Source organism: Microbacterium halophytorum (genome assembly GCF_002970975.1).
GTDB classification, from domain to species: domain Bacteria; phylum Actinomycetota; class Actinomycetes; order Actinomycetales; family Microbacteriaceae; genus Microbacterium; species Microbacterium halophytorum.
In genome coordinates, this window is record NZ_KZ672982.1 from 23,777 (window position 1) to 41,961 (window position 18,185).

General features: G+C 71.5%; 13 protein-coding genes. 5 read left to right on the forward strand and 8 right to left on the reverse strand.

From position 1 onward, the window contains the following. Window positions 1-10: 10 nt before the first annotated feature. The 6 genes from glgX to sepH form a co-directional block, all read right to left on the reverse strand. Window positions 11-2,113, reverse strand: coding sequence for a glycogen debranching protein GlgX (gene glgX / locus C0010_RS00100; RefSeq protein WP_105565042.1), 2,103 nt, complete (start codon window positions 2,111-2,113; stop codon window positions 11-13). After that, window positions 2,110-3,567: a glycogen synthase GlgA gene (gene glgA / locus C0010_RS00105; RefSeq protein ID WP_105565043.1), complete on the reverse strand. Its 1,458-nt coding sequence runs from the start codon at window positions 3,565-3,567 to the stop codon at window positions 2,110-2,112. Before glgA ends, glgX begins: the two co-directional genes overlap by 4 nt. Before the next feature lie 10 nt (window positions 3,568-3,577). Continuing rightward, on the reverse strand, window positions 3,578-4,861 hold the full coding sequence (gene glgC, locus C0010_RS00110) for a glucose-1-phosphate adenylyltransferase (protein WP_232531646.1): 1,284 nt from the start codon (window positions 4,859-4,861) through the stop codon (window positions 3,578-3,580). Between the two features lie 2 nt (window positions 4,862-4,863). Beyond that, window positions 4,864-7,044 (reverse strand): 1,4-alpha-glucan branching protein GlgB, encoded by a 2,181-nt coding sequence (glgB, locus tag C0010_RS00115; protein WP_105565045.1) that lies wholly within the window; start codon window positions 7,042-7,044, stop codon window positions 4,864-4,866. A gap of 44 nt (window positions 7,045-7,088) precedes the next feature. Then, the gene (locus tag C0010_RS00120) at window positions 7,089-9,524 is read right to left on the reverse strand and encodes a glycogen/starch/alpha-glucan phosphorylase (RefSeq protein WP_105565046.1); all 2,436 of its coding nucleotides are present in this window, start codon (window positions 9,522-9,524) and stop codon (window positions 7,089-7,091) included. A gap of 152 nt (window positions 9,525-9,676) precedes the next feature. Further along, window positions 9,677-10,768, reverse strand: coding sequence for a septation protein SepH (gene sepH / locus C0010_RS00125; RefSeq protein WP_105565047.1), 1,092 nt, complete (start codon window positions 10,766-10,768; stop codon window positions 9,677-9,679). A 224-nt stretch (window positions 10,769-10,992) separates the two neighbouring features. Between sepH and C0010_RS00130 the strand changes: the two genes are divergently transcribed. Continuing rightward, the gene (locus C0010_RS00130) at window positions 10,993-11,283 is read left to right on the forward strand and encodes a DUF4193 domain-containing protein (protein ID WP_105565048.1); all 291 of its coding nucleotides are present in this window, start codon (window positions 10,993-10,995) and stop codon (window positions 11,281-11,283) included. Window positions 11,284-11,343: 60 nt separating this feature from the next. Here C0010_RS00130 and C0010_RS00135 read toward each other — a convergent pair whose 3' ends face one another. After that, the gene (locus tag C0010_RS00135) at window positions 11,344-11,811 is read right to left on the reverse strand and encodes a DUF3093 family protein (protein ID WP_105565049.1); all 468 of its coding nucleotides are present in this window, start codon (window positions 11,809-11,811) and stop codon (window positions 11,344-11,346) included. 18 nt (window positions 11,812-11,829) lie between these two features. On the opposite strand from C0010_RS00135, the gene dut reads away from it, so the two are divergent. The 4 genes from dut (at window position 11,830) to acnA (ending at window position 16,679) form a co-directional block, all read left to right on the forward strand. After that, entirely contained in the window at window positions 11,830-12,306 is a 477-nt protein-coding gene (dut, locus tag C0010_RS00140) for a dUTP diphosphatase (RefSeq protein ID WP_174150311.1), read from the forward strand. Further along, window positions 12,303-12,947 (forward strand): DUF3710 domain-containing protein, encoded by a 645-nt coding sequence (locus C0010_RS00145; RefSeq protein ID WP_105565051.1) that lies wholly within the window; start codon window positions 12,303-12,305, stop codon window positions 12,945-12,947. The genes dut and C0010_RS00145 overlap by 4 nt, the downstream gene beginning before the upstream one ends. After that, the gene (locus C0010_RS00150; protein WP_105565052.1) at window positions 12,944-13,726 is read left to right on the forward strand and encodes a DUF3159 domain-containing protein; all 783 of its coding nucleotides are present in this window, start codon (window positions 12,944-12,946) and stop codon (window positions 13,724-13,726) included. The genes C0010_RS00145 and C0010_RS00150 overlap by 4 nt, the downstream gene beginning before the upstream one ends. Before the next feature lie 157 nt (window positions 13,727-13,883). Next, window positions 13,884-16,679 (forward strand): aconitate hydratase AcnA, encoded by a 2,796-nt coding sequence (gene acnA / locus C0010_RS00155; RefSeq protein WP_408631063.1) that lies wholly within the window; start codon window positions 13,884-13,886, stop codon window positions 16,677-16,679. Between the two features lie 578 nt (window positions 16,680-17,257). Here the strand turns inward: acnA and C0010_RS00160 are convergent. Beyond that, the gene (locus C0010_RS00160; protein ID WP_105565054.1) at window positions 17,258-18,172 is read right to left on the reverse strand and encodes a dihydrodipicolinate synthase family protein; all 915 of its coding nucleotides are present in this window, start codon (window positions 18,170-18,172) and stop codon (window positions 17,258-17,260) included. Window positions 18,173-18,185 lie beyond the last annotated feature (13 nt).

Below are 18,185 nucleotides of genomic sequence, written 5' to 3' on the forward strand. Positions count from 1 at the left end.
GCGGGCCGGCTCAGCCGCAGGACAGCAGGACGACCGACTGCGCCAGAACCGGGTACGGTCCCGCGGCCGGGTCGTGCGCGCCCGCCTCGGAACCGGCGGCGAAGCTCTGGGGGCGCGCCGTGTCGAACTCGACCCGCCAGGGTGCTCCGGAGTCGGACCCGGGCACGACCGCGTCGACGTCGCCGCCCGTGTTGATCAGGATCGCGACGGCTCCGGGAAGGCTCGCCCCGCGCGGATCGTCCGCCGCGCCCCTGAGCACGACGACGACGGTGCGGAAGTCAGGGTCCCGCCAGTCGTCGTCCGTGACGGCGCCGCCGTCCGCGCGCACCCACTCCACGTCGCGGCGCCCGTCCGCGCGGGTGCCGCCGTGCAGGAACGTCTCCTGCCGCAGCACGGGGAGGCGGTGCCTGGCGGCGACGGCGCACCGGACGAAGTCCAGCAGCTCACCGCCGAGCCCCGACCAGTCGAGCCAGCCGGTCTCGTTGTCCTGGGCGTAGGCGTTGTTGTTGCCTCGCTGGCCGTTGCCGAGCTCGTCTCCCGCCAGCAGCATCGGCACGCCCTGCGCGACCAGCAGCGTCCCGAGCATCGCCCTGGCCCGTCGGGAGCGGGCCGCCAGGATGTCGGGGTCGTCGGTGTCGCCCTCGACGCCGAGCCCGTCGGAGAAGTTCTCGGCGTGTCCGTCGCGCCCGTCCTCCCCGTTGGCGTCGTTGTGGCGCCGGGAGTGGGAGACCAGGTCGGCGAGCGTGAACCCGTCGTGCGCCGTGACGAAGTTGATGCTGGCGGTCGCCGCGCGCTGGCCGTGGTCGAACGTCTCGGCGGAGCCGAGGACGCGCCTGCTCAGCGCCGCGAACGCGAGTGGGTCTCCCCGCCAGGCGCGGCGCACGTCGTCGCGGAACCGGTCGTTCCACTCCGACCACGGGTGGCCGAACGCGCCGAGCTGGTACCCGCCGGGCCCGACGTCCCACGGTTCGGCGATCAGCCGGAGCCCCGCGAGCTCCGGATCCTGCCTGACCGCCTGGAAGAAGGCCGCCATGGGGTCGAAGCCATCGGAGCCGCGGCCGACGGCCGCGGCAAGGTCGAAGCGGAAGCCGTCGACGCCGTACCGCCGCGCCCAGTGGCGGAGGCTGTCGAGGATCAGCCGCAGGACCATCGGGCGCTCGGCGGCGAGGGTGTTCCCCGTGCCCGTGTCGTCGATGTATGCGCCGTGGTGCATGCGGTAGTAGCCGGGTTCGTTCAGGCCCCGCAGGCTGAGCACGGGTCCGCCCTCGCCGCCCTCGCCCGTGTGGTTGTAGACGACGTCGACGATCACCTCGATCCCCGCCTCGTGCAGCGCGTGCACGAGGCCGCGCAGCTCGGCGTCGGCGTCGGCCGCGGCGTAGCGGGGCTCGGGGGCGTGCCACGCGATGGGCTGATAGCCCCAGTAGTTCGTGAGCCCCCGGTCTACGACGCCGCGGTCGTCGAAGAAGGCCTGGAGCGGCAGGAACTCGACGGCGTTCACACCGAGCGCGACGAGGTGCTCGAGGACGGCGGAATGGCCAGCGCCCGCGTACGTGCCGCGGAGGTGCTCGGGAACCCCCGGATGCCGCATCGACAGACCCTTGACGTGCGCCTCGTACACGACGAGGTCGGCGCGGTCGTGGAGCGGCCGGTTCGCGGCAGGGTCGGGGCCCGTCGGGCCGGGCAGCACGATGCCCTTCGGGACGACGTCGGCGCTGTCGCGATCGTCGCGGGCGGGGGCGACGTCGTGCCCGACCGGCAGGTCGACGACCGCGTCCATCCGGGGGTGCCAGCGCGCGGGGGTGTCGAGCGCCCGCGCGTACGGGTCGATGAGGAGCTTGTGCTCGTTGTGCGCCGCGGCCACGTGCGAAGCGGGCCCCGAGACGCGGAGTCCGTAGCGGGCGAGCGGCGCGACGCCGGCGATGCTCGCGTGCCAGATGCCGCCGTCGTTGTAGGGGAGGGGCACGCGGGTCTCGGCGCCGTCGTCGTCGAAGAGGCACAGCTCGACGCGCTCGGCGTGCGGCGCCCAGACGGCGACGTTCGCCCCGCCCTCGTCCGGTGTGACGCCGAGGGGCCACGAGCGCCCCGGCGTCACCCGGGGCCGGTCAGGGGTCATCGCGCCAGCTCCGCGAAGAGTTCGGCGTACTGCCGGCCGGAGTCCGACCAGTCGACCTCCGCACGCATGCCCCGTTCGCGCACGCGCCGCCACGCGGCGCGATCGGCGTAGAGGCTGCGGGCGCGGTCCAGCGCCTCTGCGAGGCCCTGCACCGTTGCCTGCGAGAGCACGAAGCCCGTCGCCGTTCCGCTGGCGATGGCGTCGGCGTCCGCGTCCGCGACGGTGTCGCGCAGCCCGCCGGTGGAGGCGACCAGCGGCACGGCGCCGTAGCGCAGGCCGTACAGCTGAGTGAGCCCGCACGGTTCGAAGCGCGATGGCACCACGACCATGTCGCCGCCGGCATACATCCGGTGGCTCAGCGGCTCGTCGTAGCCGATGTGCACGCCGACCGAGCCGGGGAAGCGACCCGCGAGCTCGCGCAGGCCGTGCTCGTAGTCGGCTTCCCCTGAGCCGAGGACGGCGACGGCGCCGCCCTCGGCGACGAAGCCGGGAATCGCCTCCAGCAGCAGATCGATGCCCTTCTGGTGCGTGAGCCTGGTCACGACGACGGCGAGCGGGCCGTCCGGATCGCCCAGGCCGAACTCGCGGAGGAGAGCCGTGCGGGCCGCCTGCTTGGCCCCCGGCGCGTCGGCGGAGTACGGCTCCGCGACGTGCGGGTCGGCGGAGGGATCCCAGATCGCCGTGTCGATGCCGTTCACGATGCCGCCCATCTCCCCGCGCGCGCTCCGGGCCGCGACGACGCCCTCGAGCCCGAACCCGAACTGCGGCGTCGTCAGCTCCTCGGCGTACGTGCGGCTCACGGTGGTCACGCGCGACGCGTGCACCATGCCCGCCTTCAGCGCGCTGACCAGGCCGTGGTACTCGAGCGCGTCGGGGTGGAAGTCCCAGGTCGGGAGGCGCAGGCGGTCGAGCTGGTCGGGCGCGAAGACGCCCTGGAAGGCGATGTTGTGGATCGTCATCACGGTCGGGGTACCGCTGCCGGCGTACTTCAAGTAGGAGGGCACGAGCCCCGCCTGCCAGTCGTGGGCGTGCACGACGTCGGGGCGCCACCTGTCGCTGAGGCCCTCGACCACGATCCGGGCCGCGGCCCAGCTCAGGGCGGCGAAGCGCACGTGGTTGTCCGGGTGGTCGCGCCCGTCGACGCCGTACGGGCCGCCAGCGCGGTCGTACAGGTGGGGTGCGTCGAGGAGTAGGAGGTCGATGCCGTCGACGGAGCACGACCGGACCGCGGCGGGACCGCCGAACAAGTCGTCGGTGCGCCACAGCCGCCTGGACCGCCCGATCCGCTCGCGCACGTGCGGGTACGCGGGCATCAGCACGCGCGAGCGCCACCCGTGCGGGGCGAGGGCCGCCGGCAGCGCGCCGACCACGTCGGCGAGCCCTCCGGTCTTGGCGAGCGGAGTGCACTCCGACGCGACGGACAGGACACGGCGGCGAGCGGATGCGGCGGCCATGGGGCCCGACCTATCCGAGCTCGGCCGCACGGCGGTCGAGCATGTCCTGCGTGATGAGGGTGATCCCTGCGTCGGTGCGGCGGAACCAACGGGCGTCCTCCTCGGCGTCCTCGCCGACGACGAGGCCCTCCGGGATGTGCACGCGGCTGTCGACGACGCAACGGGCGAGGCGCGCGTTCCGCCCGACGTCGACGTGCGGGAGCGCGACGACGTGATCGAGGGTCGAGTACGAGTGCACGCGATTGCCCGTGAACAGCAGCGAGTTGTGCACGTCGGAGCCCGAGATGATCGTGTCGCCCGAGATCAGCGACTGGATCGCCTGGCCGCGGCGCCCCTCGTCGTCGTGGATGAACTTCGCCGGCGGCAGCTGCTCCGCGTACGTCCAGATCGGCCAGTCGTTCTCATACAGGTCGAGCGGCGGCACGAACTCGGTGAGGTCGATGTTCGCCTGCCAGAAGGCATCGATCGTCCCGACGTCGCGCCAGTACGGCTCCGTCTCAAGGCCCGTCATCACGCACGACTCGCTGAACCGATGCGCGTGCGCCCTGCCCTGCTCGACGAGGGCGGGGATGATGTCGTTGCCGAAGTCGTGGCCGGATTCCGGGTCCTCGGAGTCGGCGATGAGGCGGTCGCGGAGGAACGCCCAGTCGAAGACGTAGATGCCCATCGACGCCAGCGCGACGCTCGGGTCGTCCTGCGTGCCGGGAGGATCCGCCGGCTTCTCGAGGAACTCGACGATGCGTCCGGCCGCGTCGGTGTGCATCACGCCGAACGCGCTCGCCTCCTCGCGCGGGACGGTGAGGCAGCCGACCGTGACGTCGGCGCCCGTTTCGACGTGCTGCCGCAGCATCACCTCGTAGTCCATCTTGTAGACGTGGTCGCCGGCGAGCACGATGACGTACTTCACGCCGTAGTCGTCGACGATGTCGATGTTCTGCGTGACGGCGTCCGCGGTGCCGAGGTACCACTTGTGCTCGGCGACGCGCTGGCTGGCCGGCAGGATGTCGAGGTACTCGTTGCGCTCGGCGCGGAGGAAGCCCCAGCCCCTCTGCATGTGCCGGATCAGCGAGTGGGCCTTGTACTGCGTGGCGACGGCCATCTTCCGGATGCCCGAGTTGAGCGCGTTCGACAGGGGGAAGTCGATGATCCGCATGTTGCCGCCGACGTGCACGGCGGGTTTCGCCCTGCGGTCCGTGAGCTCCTTGAGCCTGCTGCCGCGGCCGCCGGCGAGCACGAACGCCATCGTCTGATTCGTCAGCCTGGTCGGTGCGCCCGGCTGCGCTGTTTTGGACAACATCATTCCTCCACGAAGTAGATGGCAGACAGGGGCGGCAGGGTCAGCAGTGCGGACTGCTGCTCGGTGCCCACGGGAACGGGCTCGGTCTCGATGGCGCCGCCGTGGCCGCGATCCGCGCCGCCGTACAGGCGGGAATCCGTGTTCAGGGCCTCGCGCCAGCGGCCGGGAACGGGGAAGCCGACCCGGAATCCGCGGCGCTCGACGGGCGTGAGGTTGAGCACGACGACGACGTGCTTCTCGCCGGGCGCGCCCCGACGCAGCCAGGCGAACACCTGCTCGTCGACGGCGTCGACGAGCAGCCACTGGAAGCCGCGCGGCTCGGCGTCGTACCGGTGCAGGGCCGGCTCGGCGCGGTAGAGACGGTTCAGGTCGCGCACGAGGGACTGCACCCCGGCGTGACCCGGATCCCGCAGCGCGCCCCAGTCGAGCTCGCCCGAGTGGTCCCACTCCGCAGGTTGGCCGAACTCCTGGCCCATGAAGAGCAGCTTCTTGCCGGGGAAGCCCCACATGTAGCCGTAGAAGGCCTTCAGGCCGCCCAGCTTGTCGGCGTGGCTCCCCGGCATCCGGCCGTACAGCGAGCCCTTGCCGTGCACGACCTCGTCGTGGCTGATCGGCAGCACGAAGCGCTCGCTGAACGCGTACGTGAGGCCGAACGTGAGCTGGTCGTGGTGGTGCCGGCGGTAGACGGGGTCTTTGCCGAAGTACGTCAGCGAGTCGTTCATCCAGCCGAGGTTCCACTTGAACGCGAAGCCGAGGCCGCCGTGGTCGGCCGTTCGGGTCACAGAGGGGAACGCCGTCGACTCCTCCGCGATCATGGCGGCGCCGGGCGCGGCGTCGCGGACGGCGGCATTGACCTCGGTCAGGAACGCGATCGCCTCGTAGTTCTCCCTGCCGCCGTCGCTGTTGGGGATCCATTCGCCTTCGGAGCGCGAGTAGTCGCGATAGAGCATCGAGGCGACGGCGTCGACCCGCAGGCCGTCGAGGTGGAACTCGTCGAGCCAGTACAGGGCATTGGCGACGAGGAACGAGCGGACCTCGGGGCGGCCGAAGTTGTAGATGAGGGTGTTCCAATCGGGGTGGAAGCCCTCTTTCGGGTCGAGGTGCTCGTAGAGCGCCGTGCCGTCGAAGCGGCCGAGCCCGTGCGCATCCGTGGGGAAGTGCGCCGGCACCCAATCGGCGATGACGCCGAGCCCACGGTCGTGCGCTGCGTCGACGAAGGCGGCGAACTCCTCCGGGGTTCCGTACCGGATGGTCGGTGCGAACAGCCCGACCGGTTGGTACCCCCACGACCCGTCGAACGGGTGCTCGCTGATGGGCATCACCTCGATGTGGGTGAACCCGAGGTCGGCGGCGTAGCCGACCAGCTCCTCGGCGAGCTCGCGGTACGAGAGCGGGCGGTGCCCGTCGGCGCGCCGCCACGACCCGAGGTGCACCTCGTACACGCTGATCGGGGCGTCCGCTGCGTTCATCCGGATGCGCGCCGCGCGGCGATCGGCGCCGCGGTGCGCGCGCGGGGCCAGCCGGCGCACGACCGATGCCGTCGCCGGCGGGTGCTCGGCGCCGAAGCCGACGGGGTCGGCCTTCTGCGGCAGCGCTCCGCCGCCCGCGTCGCGCACGTCGTACTTGTACGAGGCGCCCTCCGCGACGCCGGGCACGAACAGCTCCCACACGCCGGTGGAGCCGCGGGTGCGCATCGGCAGCTCGGCGGGGTTCCACGCGCAGAAGTCGCCGACGACCGAGACGCGCGAGGCGTTCGGCGCCCAGACGGCGAAGTGCACGCCCTCGATCCCGTCGTGGCGGATCAGGTGCGCCCCGAGCGCGTCCCACAGGCGCCTGTGGGTGCCCTCGGCGAACAGGTGCTCGTCGACCTCGCCGAGCACGGGCCCGAACCGGTACGGGTCCTCCCGCTCGGCGGTGACGCCACCAGGCCATTCCACGCGCAGTCGGTAGAACGGCAGCGATGGCCCCGCGAACACGGCGGGCTCGTCCGGATGCCGGACCAGCTCGACCTCATCCGTGTCGTTGACCGCCCAGACCCGCACGGCGCCCGGGATATGGGCGACGACGCCGCGCCCCTCGTCGACCGGTCCGAGGACCGAGAAGGGGTCGGGGTGCGCGCCGCACGCGAGGAGGGCGGCCGTCGTCGCGGCGGGCAGGTGGGCGGGTTCGCTATGAGCCATCGGCGTCCTTCATCGATTCCGTCTCCGACGGGGGGAACGGGCGGTCACAGCGCGGGGGTCACGTCCCAGATCTCGCTCATGTACTCCCTGATCGCGCGGTCGGAGCTGAAGTAGCCGATGCGCGCCGTGTTCAGGGCGGCCATCCGCTGCCAGCGGTGCGGGTCGAGGTACGCGGCGTCCACGGCGCCCTGGGCGGCGTCGTACGCGTCGAAGTCGCTCGCGACGAGGAACCAGTCGTGGTTCCAGAGCTGGTCGACCAGGCCGCCGTACCGGCCGGGCTCGTCCGGGCTGAACACGCCGTCCGCGATCGCCTGCAGCACGCCGCGGAGGGTCTCGCTGCCCTCGATCGACCGGCGCGCGTGCTCCGGCTGCGCGCGCCTCGCGGCCACCTCGTCGGCCGTGAGGCCGAACAGGAAGAAGTTGTCCGTGCCGACGCGCTCCCGGATCTCGACGTTGGCGCCGTCGAGGGTGCCGATCGTGAGGGCCCCGTTGAGCGCGAACTTCATGTTGCCGGTCCCCGATGCCTCCATGCCCGCCGTCGAGATCTGCTCCGACAGGTCGGCGGCCGGGATGAGGTGCTCGGCCATCGACACGTTGTAGTTCGAGGGGAACACGACGCGCAGCGCGTCCGCCGTCGCGGGGTCGGCGTTCACGACGGCGGCGACGTCGTTGATGAGGCGGATGATGTCCTTCGCCGCCGCGTAGCTCGGCGCCGCCTTGCCGCCGAAGACCTTGACGCGCGGCACCCATCCGGCGCCGGGGTCGGCCTTGATGCTCTGCCAGCGTGCGATGGTCCACAGGATGTTCATCAGCTGTCGCTTGTACTCGTGGATGCGCTTGACCTGCACGTCGAACAGCGCGTGCAGCGGCACGTCGATGCCGTGCTCGTCGGAGAGCCACGCCGCGAGCCGCTGCTTCGCCCGCAGCTTGGTCTCGCCGAACGCGTCGAGGAACGCCGGGTCCGACGCGTGGTCCTCGAGCTCGGCGAGGCGGTCCAGGTCGGTCTCCCAGCCGGAGCCGATCGTGTCCGTCACGAGCGCCGCGAGCGGCCGGTTCGCGAGCTTCAGCCAGCGGCGGGGCGTGATGCCGTTGGTGACGTTGACGATGCGGCCGGGAGAGAGGGCCTCGCGCGCGGGGAACAGGTTCTGGCGCACGAGGTCGGTGTGCAGGGCCGAGACGCCGTTGACGCGATGGCTCGTGGCGAAGGCGAGATCGCCCATCTTCACGTGGTCGTGCTCGATCAGGCCGAGGCCCGCGGCGCGGTCGCCGTGCACCTCGACCTGGCGGCGGTCGAGGCGCTCGATGATCTGCAGGTGGCGCGGCAGCAGGGCGCGCATCAGATCGACGGGCCAGCGCTCCAGGGCCTCGGGCAGCAGGGTGTGGTTGGTGTATCCGAGCACCTTCGTGGCGAGGTCGGCCGCGGCGTCCTGCTCGAACCCGTGGTCGTCCGTCAGGATCCGGATGAGCTCGGGCCCGGCGATCGCGGGGTGCGTGTCGTTCATCTGGATCGCGACGTGCTCGGGGAGGCGGCGCAGGTTGCGGTGCGAGCGCAGGAAGCGGGCGACGACGTCCTGCACGGAGGCGGAGGTCAGGAAGTACTCCTGGGAGAGCCGCAGGTACTTGCCGGCGTCGGTCTCGTCCGTAGGGTAGAGGACCCTCGTCAGGGTCCGCGCCCAGGTCTCCGGGTCGGCCGCTCCCGTGAAGTCGCCCGCATTGAACCGGCCGAGGTCGAACAGCGCCGCATCCGGGAGCGCCGCCCACAGGCGCAGGGTGTTCGCCCAGTGCCCGCCGTAACCGACGACCGGGGTGTCGTGCGCCGCGGCCGCGATGCGCGCATCCGGATGCCAGATCGGCGCGTCGCCGTCGGCGACGTGGCCGCCGAAGCGGACCTCGTAGGCCGTCTCCGCCCGGGTGAACGACCAGGGGTCGCCGGCGTCGAGCCAGCTCTCGGGGTGCTCGACCTGCCTGCCGCTGTCGAAGGCCTGTCGGAACAGGCCGCGCTCGTAGCGCAGCCCGTAGCCGAACGCCGGGCACGCGAGCGTCGCCATCGATTCCAGGTAGCACGCGGCGAGGCGACCGAGACCGCCGTTGCCGAGCGCGGGGTCAGCCTCGTCATCCGCGATGCGATCGAAGCTCTGGCCCAGCCCCGCGAGCGCCTCTTCCGCGGCGTCGCGCAGGCCGAGGTTGATCGCCGTGTCCTCGAGCAGGCGGCCGGGCAGGAACTCCATCGACAGGTAATAGACGCGCTTCCGATCCTCCTGGCGGGCCCGGCGTGCGGAATCGAGCCACGGCTCGGCGGCGGCGTCGCGGATCGTCCGGCTGACCGCGACGCGCCAATCGGCGCGCGAGGCAGCGGTCGGCGACTTGCCGACCGTGACGCGCAGGTGGTGCAGCAGGGCGGCGCGGAACTGCGCGGGGGTCATCCTGCTCAGTTCGTCGGTGCGGCTGTCGGCCTCGGCCGTGCGCAGGATCTCGGGCATGGACGCTCCCCGTGTCGCGGCCGAACGCGGCCTCCTCCGCGAGCGCAGCCGCCCGCGTCGCCGCCAGCCTAGGCACGCGCGGAGGTCGGCAGGTTAACTGCTCGAGAACAGGGGATTTCGGCTCGGCGCGGCGCGGGCGGCGAGACGGGGCGTCAGTCGTCGCCGCGGGCGCCGAAGACGATGTCGTCCCACGACGGCAGTGCGGCTCGCCGGCCGCGCCGCTTCGAGGACTCCTGCTTGCGCTGGGCGTCCTGGCGCTCGTCGCCCTCGTCGGGTGCCGGCTCGGCGACGGGCCCGGCATGCGCCGATTCCTCGCGCTCGGCGCCGCCGGTCGGGCGCTCCGCGGCATTCAGGTGATGTGAGGCCCCGACGGGGGAGGGCGAACCCTCGTCGCCCGCTGGCTCGTCGGCCCGCACCAGGTCGAAGAGCGAGACGGGTGCCGTCGGCCTGCCCTTGGCGGGGTGGCGGGCGGTGCTCTCATCGAGCTCCGTGGCGGGGGCGGCCTCCCGCTGCCCGCGCTTGCGCCGCAGCGCTTCGAGCAGGTCGACGGTGTCGGCGCTCGGCTCGTCCGCCGGAGCGGCCGGCGCCGAGGGGCGCTCGGGCCGCGGGGACGCCGCGGCCGAGGCGCCGCGCGGCGTCGCGGGGTCTGCGTCGACGGCGCGCAGGCGGGGGATGAGCCCCTCAGGGAGGGGGCCCTGGCGAGAGAGCTGGGTGGCGTCGCCGTTCGCCGGCGCGAGAGCGCTGCGGCGCGGTTCGAACTGCCAGCGGGCGTCGTGCTCGACCTCGTTCGCCGTGAACTCGAGCTTCACGGTCCAGCCGGAATCGTCCTTCCAGCTGGTCCACCGCTCGCCGGTCGCCCCGAGGTCGGCGAGCTTGGCGCGCAGTGCCGTGCCGAACGTCGGGTTCTCCTCCGGGTCGAACTCGCTGCCGATCACGACGGGCACGGCGAGCGCGCGGTCGACGATGTGCTCGCGCTCGGCGATCACCGGCGTCTCGAACTTGCGCACGACGTCGATGTCGACCGAGAGCAGTTCCGCGGTCTCCTCGGCCGACAGGCCCGCTCGGATGCGCGCCTGGATGTCGCGCGGGCTCGCGCTCAGCACGGGTGCCGGCTTCTGCTCCCGCCCGTTGGAGCGGACCTCGGAGCGCAGGACGTCGTCGACGGCCAGCGCGAACCGCTGGCCCGACTCGTCGGCCAGGATGAGGCGGCCGTCCTCCGATCCGATGATCGTGAGCTGTTCCATGCTGTGCTCCCTCCGCGGTTGCGGTCTGCCGCCATGGTTCCACGTGCGCGCGCCGGTGCCAGGAATACACTGGGCGCGCCGCGAGTTTCATCGCTGGACGCGAGCGAACGCGCCGGGCCGACCGCCCGCATTTGCGAAACGACGCGCACTCGTGCAAACTATCGCCGCTCCTCATCGTGATGAGGGGCCCTCCAGCCACGATGAAAGAAGTGTGACGCCCCGAGATGGCAACCGACTACGACGCCCCGCGCAAGTCTGAAGACGACAACAACGAGTCGATCGAAGCACTGAAGGCCGCGCGGAACAACCCCCAGCCGGGCAACGCGGAATCCGATGACTCGGACAACCCCGGTTTCGAGCTCGGCGGTGCCGACCTCTCGAACGTCGAGCTCGACGTCGTGGTCCTGCCCGCGCAGGACGACGAGTTCACCTGCATGCAGTGCTTCCTCGTGAAGCACCGCTCGCAGCTGGCCGGCTCCGACGCGAACGGCCCGTACTGCAAGGACTGCGCCTGATCCGAACTGCTTCGGCCCGGCCCGCCCGAGAGGCGGCCGGGCCGATGTCGTACCCGCGCGTCAGCGCCGCTGCGCGTGCTCGATCACGGCGGCGAGCCGCTGCGGTGTGCGCGTCGAGATCGTCCATGCCGTCGTGGGGTCGTCGGCGTCGATGACCGGCACGACGACGACCCCGTCGATGCCGCCGCGGATGAGGTGCCAGCCGTTCGCGTCGAGGCCGGGGCCCCGCGCGGCGCGCGCCTCCTCCTCCTCGAGCGCGACGGGGGCGCCGAGGAGCGCGACGTCGATGCGGGCGCGCCCCGCGCGGAGCTCCGATCCTTCGATCGTGATCCGCGGAGCGAGGGCGATGAGTCCGGCGACGACCGCGAGCGCCACGGCGAACCCGATCGCGAGGGCCGCGACCTCGTTCATCCGGATGAACACGAGAGACGCCATCGGTGCCACGACGACGGCGGCGACGATGAGCCAGAGGGACGGCGCGAGCCGCTCGGAGTATGCGGGGCGGACGGTGGCGGCCTGTTGCGGCATAGCTAGTACTCTCGATGCGTGACTGAACCCGTGAACGTGCCCATTGTCGCATCGTCCGCTCCGCGGTACGCCCACGCAGGCGACGCCGGTGCCGACCTCGTGGCCGCCGAGGCCGTGCGGCTCGAGCCCGGCGAGCGCGCTCTCGTCGGCACGGGCGTCCGCATCGCCCTGCCGGACGGGCACGCGGCCTTCGTGGTGCCGCGCAGCGGCCTGGCCGCGAAGCACGGGATCACCATCGTCAATGCGCCGGGCACGATCGACGCCGGCTACCGCGGGGAGATCCGGGTCGCCCTTCTGAACACGGATAGCCGCGAGGCGTACGATGTTGCCGTCGGCGACCGGATCGCGCAGCTGATCGTGATGCCCGTGCAGCAGGCCGTGTTCGTGCCGGTCGACGAGCTGCCGGACAGCGCGCGCGGCGAGGGCGGATTCGGTTCGACCGGCTATCAGGCGGGCGAGACCGCCGTATCCAACGAGGAGACGCAGAGCAAGTGAGCGACGAGACGACGAACGAGACCCCCGGCGACCAGGTCGCGGAGCCCGACGAGGCCGTCGACGACGCGCCGCCGGCCAAGTCGGCGCCGCAGGACCGCGCGGAGGCGGGGCCGTTCGATGCCTCGGAGGCGAACCCCGTGCGCCCCTACATCGACCTGGGCGGCCTGAAGGTGCTGCCGCGCGAGGGCCTCAACCTCCGACTCGAGGTCGAGGAGAAGACGAAGCGCATCGTCGCCGTCGGCCTCGACTACGCCGATTCCACGCTGCAGGTGCAGCCGTTCGCCGCGCCGCGCTCGTCGGGGCTGTGGGACGAGACGCGGGCCCAGCTGCGCGACCAGGTCAGCGGCCAGGGCGGTCGCGTCGAGGAGCGCGATGGGCCGCTCGGTGCGGAGCTGCTGGCCGAGGTGCCGACGGCTGACGAGTCGGGCAAGCAGACGATGCGCCTGGCGCGCTTCGTCGGCGTCGACGGGCCGCGCTGGTTCCTGCGCGGCGTGATCGGCGGCCGTGCCGCCGGCGAGCCGGGCGCCGCCGCGCAGGTCGAAGACCTCTTCCGCTCGCTCGTCGTGGTGCGCGGCCAGAACCCGATGCCTCCCCGTGACCTGATCCCGCTCAAGGTCCCGGCATCGCCGGGCGGCGCGTGACGACCCCGGATGCGGACGACGAGCGGCGAGGCGAGGCGACGCCGCTGACGCCGCCGCCCGCCGATGATCAGAGCGCCCCGGAGATCTTCGGAAGGGCGCTCGGCGGCGCCGCCCGACGCGCCGGCATCGACCCCGACGCCGACGAATCGACGGCGCGCGTCGTGTGGAGCGTCATCGGCGGATGGCGCGGAGTCGCGGAGTCGGTGCTGCCCCTGGTCGGCTTCGTCGTGGCGTACACGGTCACGGGCGAGCTCCTGCTGTCGCTGGGCATCTCGGTCGGGGCCGCCGCTGTGTTCACGATCATCCGGCTCGCGACCAAGTCGCCGCCGGTGGCTGCCCTGTCCGGTCTGCTCGTCGCCGCGATCGCGGCCGGGCTGCCGCTGCTGACGGGGCGCGCGGAGGACCAGTTCGTCATCGGCTTCGCGACGAACATCCTGTACGGCTCGGCGTTCCTCGTGTCGGCGATCGTCCGCTGGCCGATCATCGGCCTCATCGCCGGCTTCCTCATGGGCGAAGGCGTCGCCTGGCGGCAGGACCGCAGGAAGCGCCGCACGTTCGGCTGGCTCTCCGCCGCGTGGGCCGCGCTCTTCTTCCTGCGGCTCGGCGTGCAGCTGCCGTTCTACTTCGCCGAGGACATCGCGACGCTCGGCACGGTGAAGCTCGTGATGGGCATCCCACTGTTCGCGTCGCTCCTCGCCGTCACCTGGCTCGCCGCGCGCCGCCTGTATCCGCGGCGCGCGGAGCCGGATGGAGCGGACGGCACCGCGGATCAGGCATAATAGATTTATCTTGACGTCAAGATAAATTGCCCCCATGACCGGACGCCCCGGGCCCCACCAGAGTTAGGCCTCCCTTGCTAGCCGCACGGCGGCAAGAGGAGCAGGATGTGTGGCAGAGTCCGCGGTCAATTCCGAAGGAGACGAACCGGTGTCCACGGTGAACAGCTTCGGTGCCAAGAGCACCCTGACGGTCGGCAGCACCGACTACGAGATCTATCGACTCGATGCGGTTGAGGGCCAGCAGAAGCTGCCCTACAGCCTCAAGGTTCTGCTCGAGAACCTGCTCCGCACGGAGGACGGCGCCAACGTCACCAAGGAGCAGATCACGGCCCTGGGCAACTGGGACCCGTCCTCCGAGCCGAACACCGAGATCCAGTTCACGCCGGCGCGCGTCGTCATGCAGGACTTCACGGGCGTGCCCTGCATCGTCGACCTCGCGACCATGCGCGAGGCCGTCACCGCACTGGGCGGCGACCCGAACAAGATCAACCCGCTCTCGCCCGCCGAGATGGTCATCGACCACTCGGTCATCGCCGACCTGTTCGGCCGCGAGGACGCGCTCGAGCGCAACGTCGAGATCGAGTACGAGCGCAACGGCGAGCGCTACCAGTTCCTGCGCTGGGGCCAGACGGCCTTCGACGACTTCAAGGTCGTGCCCCCCGGCACCGGCATCGTGCACCAGGTCAACATCGAGCACCTCGCGAAGGTCATCTACGACCGCCCCGCGAACGGCGTTCTGCGGGCCTACCCCGACACCTGCGTCGGCACCGACTCGCACACCACCATGGTCAACGGCCTCGGCGTCCTCGGCTGGGGCGTCGGCGGCATCGAGGCCGAGGCCGCGATGCTCGGCCAGCCCGTGTCGATGCTCATCCCGCGCGTCGTCGGCTTCAAGCTCACGGGCGACATCCCCGCCGGCGTGACCGCGACGGACGTCGTGCTCACGATCACCGACATGCTGCGCCAGCACGGCGTCGTCGGGAAGTTCGTGGAGTTCTACGGCGAGGGCGTCGGCTCGGTGCCGCTCGCCAACCGCGCCACGATCGGCAACATGTCGCCGGAGTTCGGCTCGACTGCCGCGATCTTCCCCGTCGACGACGTGACCCTCGACTACCTGCGGCTCACGGGCCGCGAGGAGCAGGCCGTCGAGCTCGTCGAGAAGTACGCGAAGGAGCAGGGCCTCTGGCACGACCCGTCGCGCGAGGCGGAGTACAGCGAGTACCTCGAGCTCGACCTGTCGACGGTCGTGCCGTCGATCGCCGGCCCGAAGCGCCCGCAGGACCGCATCCTGCTCTCGGACGCGAAGGACCAGTTCGACAAGGACCTCCTGAACTACGCGTCGGCACCGACGGACATCGTCGACGAGGCGGGCGACGAGTCGTTCCCGGCCTCCGACCCCTCGGCCGTCACGGCGGAGGACTCGACCCACGCCTCGTTCGAGAACAAGGCGCGCACGCCGCGCTCGGTCACCAACCCGGCGCACGTCGAGACGGCCGATGCGAAGTACACACTCGACCACGGCGCGGTGGCGCTCGCGGCGATCACGTCGTGCACCAACACCTCGAACCCGTCGGTCATGATCGCCGCCGGCCTCCTGGCCCGCAAGGCGCGCGAGAAGGGCCTGAAGTCGAAGCCGTGGGTCAAGACCACGCTCGGCCCCGGCTCGAAGGTCGTCACCGACTACTACGAGAAGTCGGGCCTCGACAAGGACCTCGAGGGCCTCGGCTTCTACACCGTCGGCTACGGCTGCACGATCTGCATCGGCAACTCGGGCCCGATGATCCCCGAGGTCTCGGCCGCCATCAACGACAACGACCTGGCCGTCACGGCCGTCCTGTCGGGCAACCGCAACTTCGAGGGCCGCATCAGCCCCGACGTCAAGATGAACTACCTGGCGTCGCCGCCGCTCGTCGTCGCGTACGCGCTCGCGGGCTCGATGCACTTCGACTTCGACACCGACGCGCTCGGCAAGGACGCGGACGGCAACGAGGTCTTCCTGAAGGACATCTGGCCCGAGCCCGGCGAGATCCAGGACATCATCGACTCGTCGATCTCGCGCGACCAGTTCATCACGCAGTACGCCACCGTGTTCGACGGCGACGAGCGCTGGACGAGCCTGCCGACGCCCGAGGGTTCGACCTTCGAGTGGGCGGAGGAGTCGACCTACGTCCGCAAGCCCCCGTACTTCGACGGCATGCAGCTCGAGCTGACGCCGGTGAAGGACATCACGGGCGCACGCGTGCTCGCGAAGCTCGGCGACTCCGTCACGACCGACCACATCTCGCCGGCCGGCGCGATCAAGGCGGACACGCCCGCGGGCAAGTACCTGGGCGACCACGGCATCGAGCGCAAGGACTTCAACTCCTACGGCTCGCGCCGCGGCAACCACGAGGTGATGATCCGCGGCACGTTCGCGAACATCCGCCTGCGCAACCAGCTGCTCGACGGCGTGGAGGGCGGCTACACCCGCGACTTCACGCAGCCGGGCGCACCGCAGTCGTTCATCTACGACGCCTCGCAGAACTACCAGGCGGCGGGCACCCCGCTCGTCGTCCTCGGCGGCAAGGAGTACGGCTCCGGCTCGTCGCGCGACTGGGCGGCCAAGGGCACGCGCCTCCTGGGCGTCGGCGCCGTCATCACCGAGAGCTTCGAGCGCATCCACCGCTCGAACCTCATCGGCATGGGCGTCGTCCCCCTGCAGTTCCCGGCGGGTGAGTCGGCCGACTCGCTCGGCCTGGACGGCACCGAGTCGTTCTCGATCACGGGCCTCGAGCAGCTCAACGAGGGTGTGACGCCCAAGACGGTGCACGTCGTCGCGGAGCCGACCGAGCACTCGCCGGCCGGCAAGCAGACGGTCGAGTTCGACGCGGTCGTCCGCATCGACACCCCCGGTGAGGCCGACTACTACCGCAACGGCGGCATCCTGCAGTACGTGCTCCGCTCGCTGGTCTGATCCGCCGCGCAGCACCTCACCGAACCCCGGCCGCGTCCCGCGGCCGGGGTTCGGTGCATCCGGACGCTGTATTCGTGCCGTTGTCGACGTCTCCGACGTGATACGCCGACAACGGCACAAGCGGACAGGATCGGCGCGGCAATGGAAATTCGTCGTCCTGCCCGCCGACGCGCCCAACAGCACTCGCTGACACGACCGGCCGTTGTACTGGACGCCTGTGAGCTCGTGCCCATCAGGCTCACGACGACGCTGCCCTGGCTCGCCGAGGCGGGGCTCTTCCGCCCCCCCTGTGGTCGGATCGCATCCTCGAGGAGGTCGAGCGGAACCTTGCGAGGATCGGCGTCGGGGTTGCGCAAGCCGAGTGCCGCGGGGCGGACATGCGCGACGCGTTCGGCGCCGAGGCACTCGTCGACGGGTACGAGCACCGGATCGTGCGAATGACATGCGACCCGAAGGGCAGGCGTGCCCTTGCGGTCGCGCGGTGCAGGCCGGGGACCCGCGGAGTTCTGGGTCCGTACGTGAGTGAGGTGGGTCGGCGATTCGGCCATTCGAAGAGCCGAGCCTCTGAGCCAGGTCGTCTACGCCGGGTCGTCCATGAGGCCGAGCTCGTCGACCACCTCGGCGACGTGGGCGCGCTGGGCGGCGTCGAGGCCCTGGATCGGCAGCGGCAGGCACCGCGCCGGGGCGAGGCCCAACTGCTCGGCGATCGCGGCGACGACCCGGAGACTCCCGCCGTGCTCCGCGAACAGCGACCACAGGGGCGCAAGGCGCCCCGACTCCGACGCGGCGTCCTCGGCCCGTCCTGCCTGCGCCGCACGCGTGATGGTCAGGGCTGGCTCGGGGAGGGTGCCCCCGATCACTGAGTACCAGGCCTCGCACCCGGCGTTCAGCCCGGCCGCGGCGAAGGCGTCCCCTGACACCCCGATGGTGACGTGCTCGGGGATGACCTGGCGGATCGCCGCGACGTGCTCGCGAGCCCTATCCGGCTCAGAAGGGACGCCGGGGATCTTGATCGACGCGATGCCCGGCAGCTCGGCGATGCGGGCGTACAGCTCGGTCGTGAACTGGAAGTGCGTGGTTCCGGGGTTGTCGTACACGATGACCGGCAGCTCGGTGCGCTCGGCAACGGCGCGGAACAGCTCGAACACGTCGTTGTCCGTGAGCGCCTGATACGTCGTCGGGGCCAGCAGCACACCGGCAGCGCCTGCCTCCTCAGCACTGGCGACATGCGAGAGGACCTGGGATGTCCGCAGCGCACCGACACCGACGAAGACCGGCGTGGTGCCCGCATGCTCGACGGCGAGGCGGGCGACGCGGGCGCGCTCTTCGAGCGAGAGGTACGCGTACGATCCGGTCGATCCGAGGGCGGTGATCGAGTCGACGCCCGACGCTGCGAGGCGCTCGACCAGGCCGGCGAATGCCCGCTCGTCGACGGCGTCGTCCGCGATCGGGGTGAGGGGGAAGGCACTGAGGCCGGTGAAGTCGCTGCTCATGAATGCTCCTGCC

Bases quoted from the DNA above. Each gene is read 5' to 3' on its own strand.
- C0010_RS00160 (WP_105565054.1), bottom strand. From the start codon at position 18,172: ATGAGCAGCGACTTCACCGGCCTCAGTGCCTTCCCCCTCACCCCGATC.
- glgA (WP_105565043.1), bottom strand. From the start codon at position 3,567: ATGGCCGCCGCATCCGCTCGCCGCCGTGTCCTGTCCGTCGCGTCGGAG.
- glgB (WP_105565045.1), bottom strand. From the start codon at position 7,044: ATGGCTCATAGCGAACCCGCCCACCTGCCCGCCGCGACGACGGCCGCC.
- C0010_RS00120 (WP_105565046.1), bottom strand. From the start codon at position 9,524: ATGCCCGAGATCCTGCGCACGGCCGAGGCCGACAGCCGCACCGACGAA.
- C0010_RS00130 (WP_105565048.1), top strand. From the start codon at position 10,993: ATGGCAACCGACTACGACGCCCCGCGCAAGTCTGAAGACGACAACAAC.
- glgX (WP_105565042.1), bottom strand. From the start codon at position 2,113: ATGACCCCTGACCGGCCCCGGGTGACGCCGGGGCGCTCGTGGCCCCTC.
- sepH (WP_105565047.1), bottom strand. From the start codon at position 10,768: ATGGAACAGCTCACGATCATCGGATCGGAGGACGGCCGCCTCATCCTG.
- C0010_RS00135 (WP_105565049.1), bottom strand. From the start codon at position 11,811: ATGCCGCAACAGGCCGCCACCGTCCGCCCCGCATACTCCGAGCGGCTC.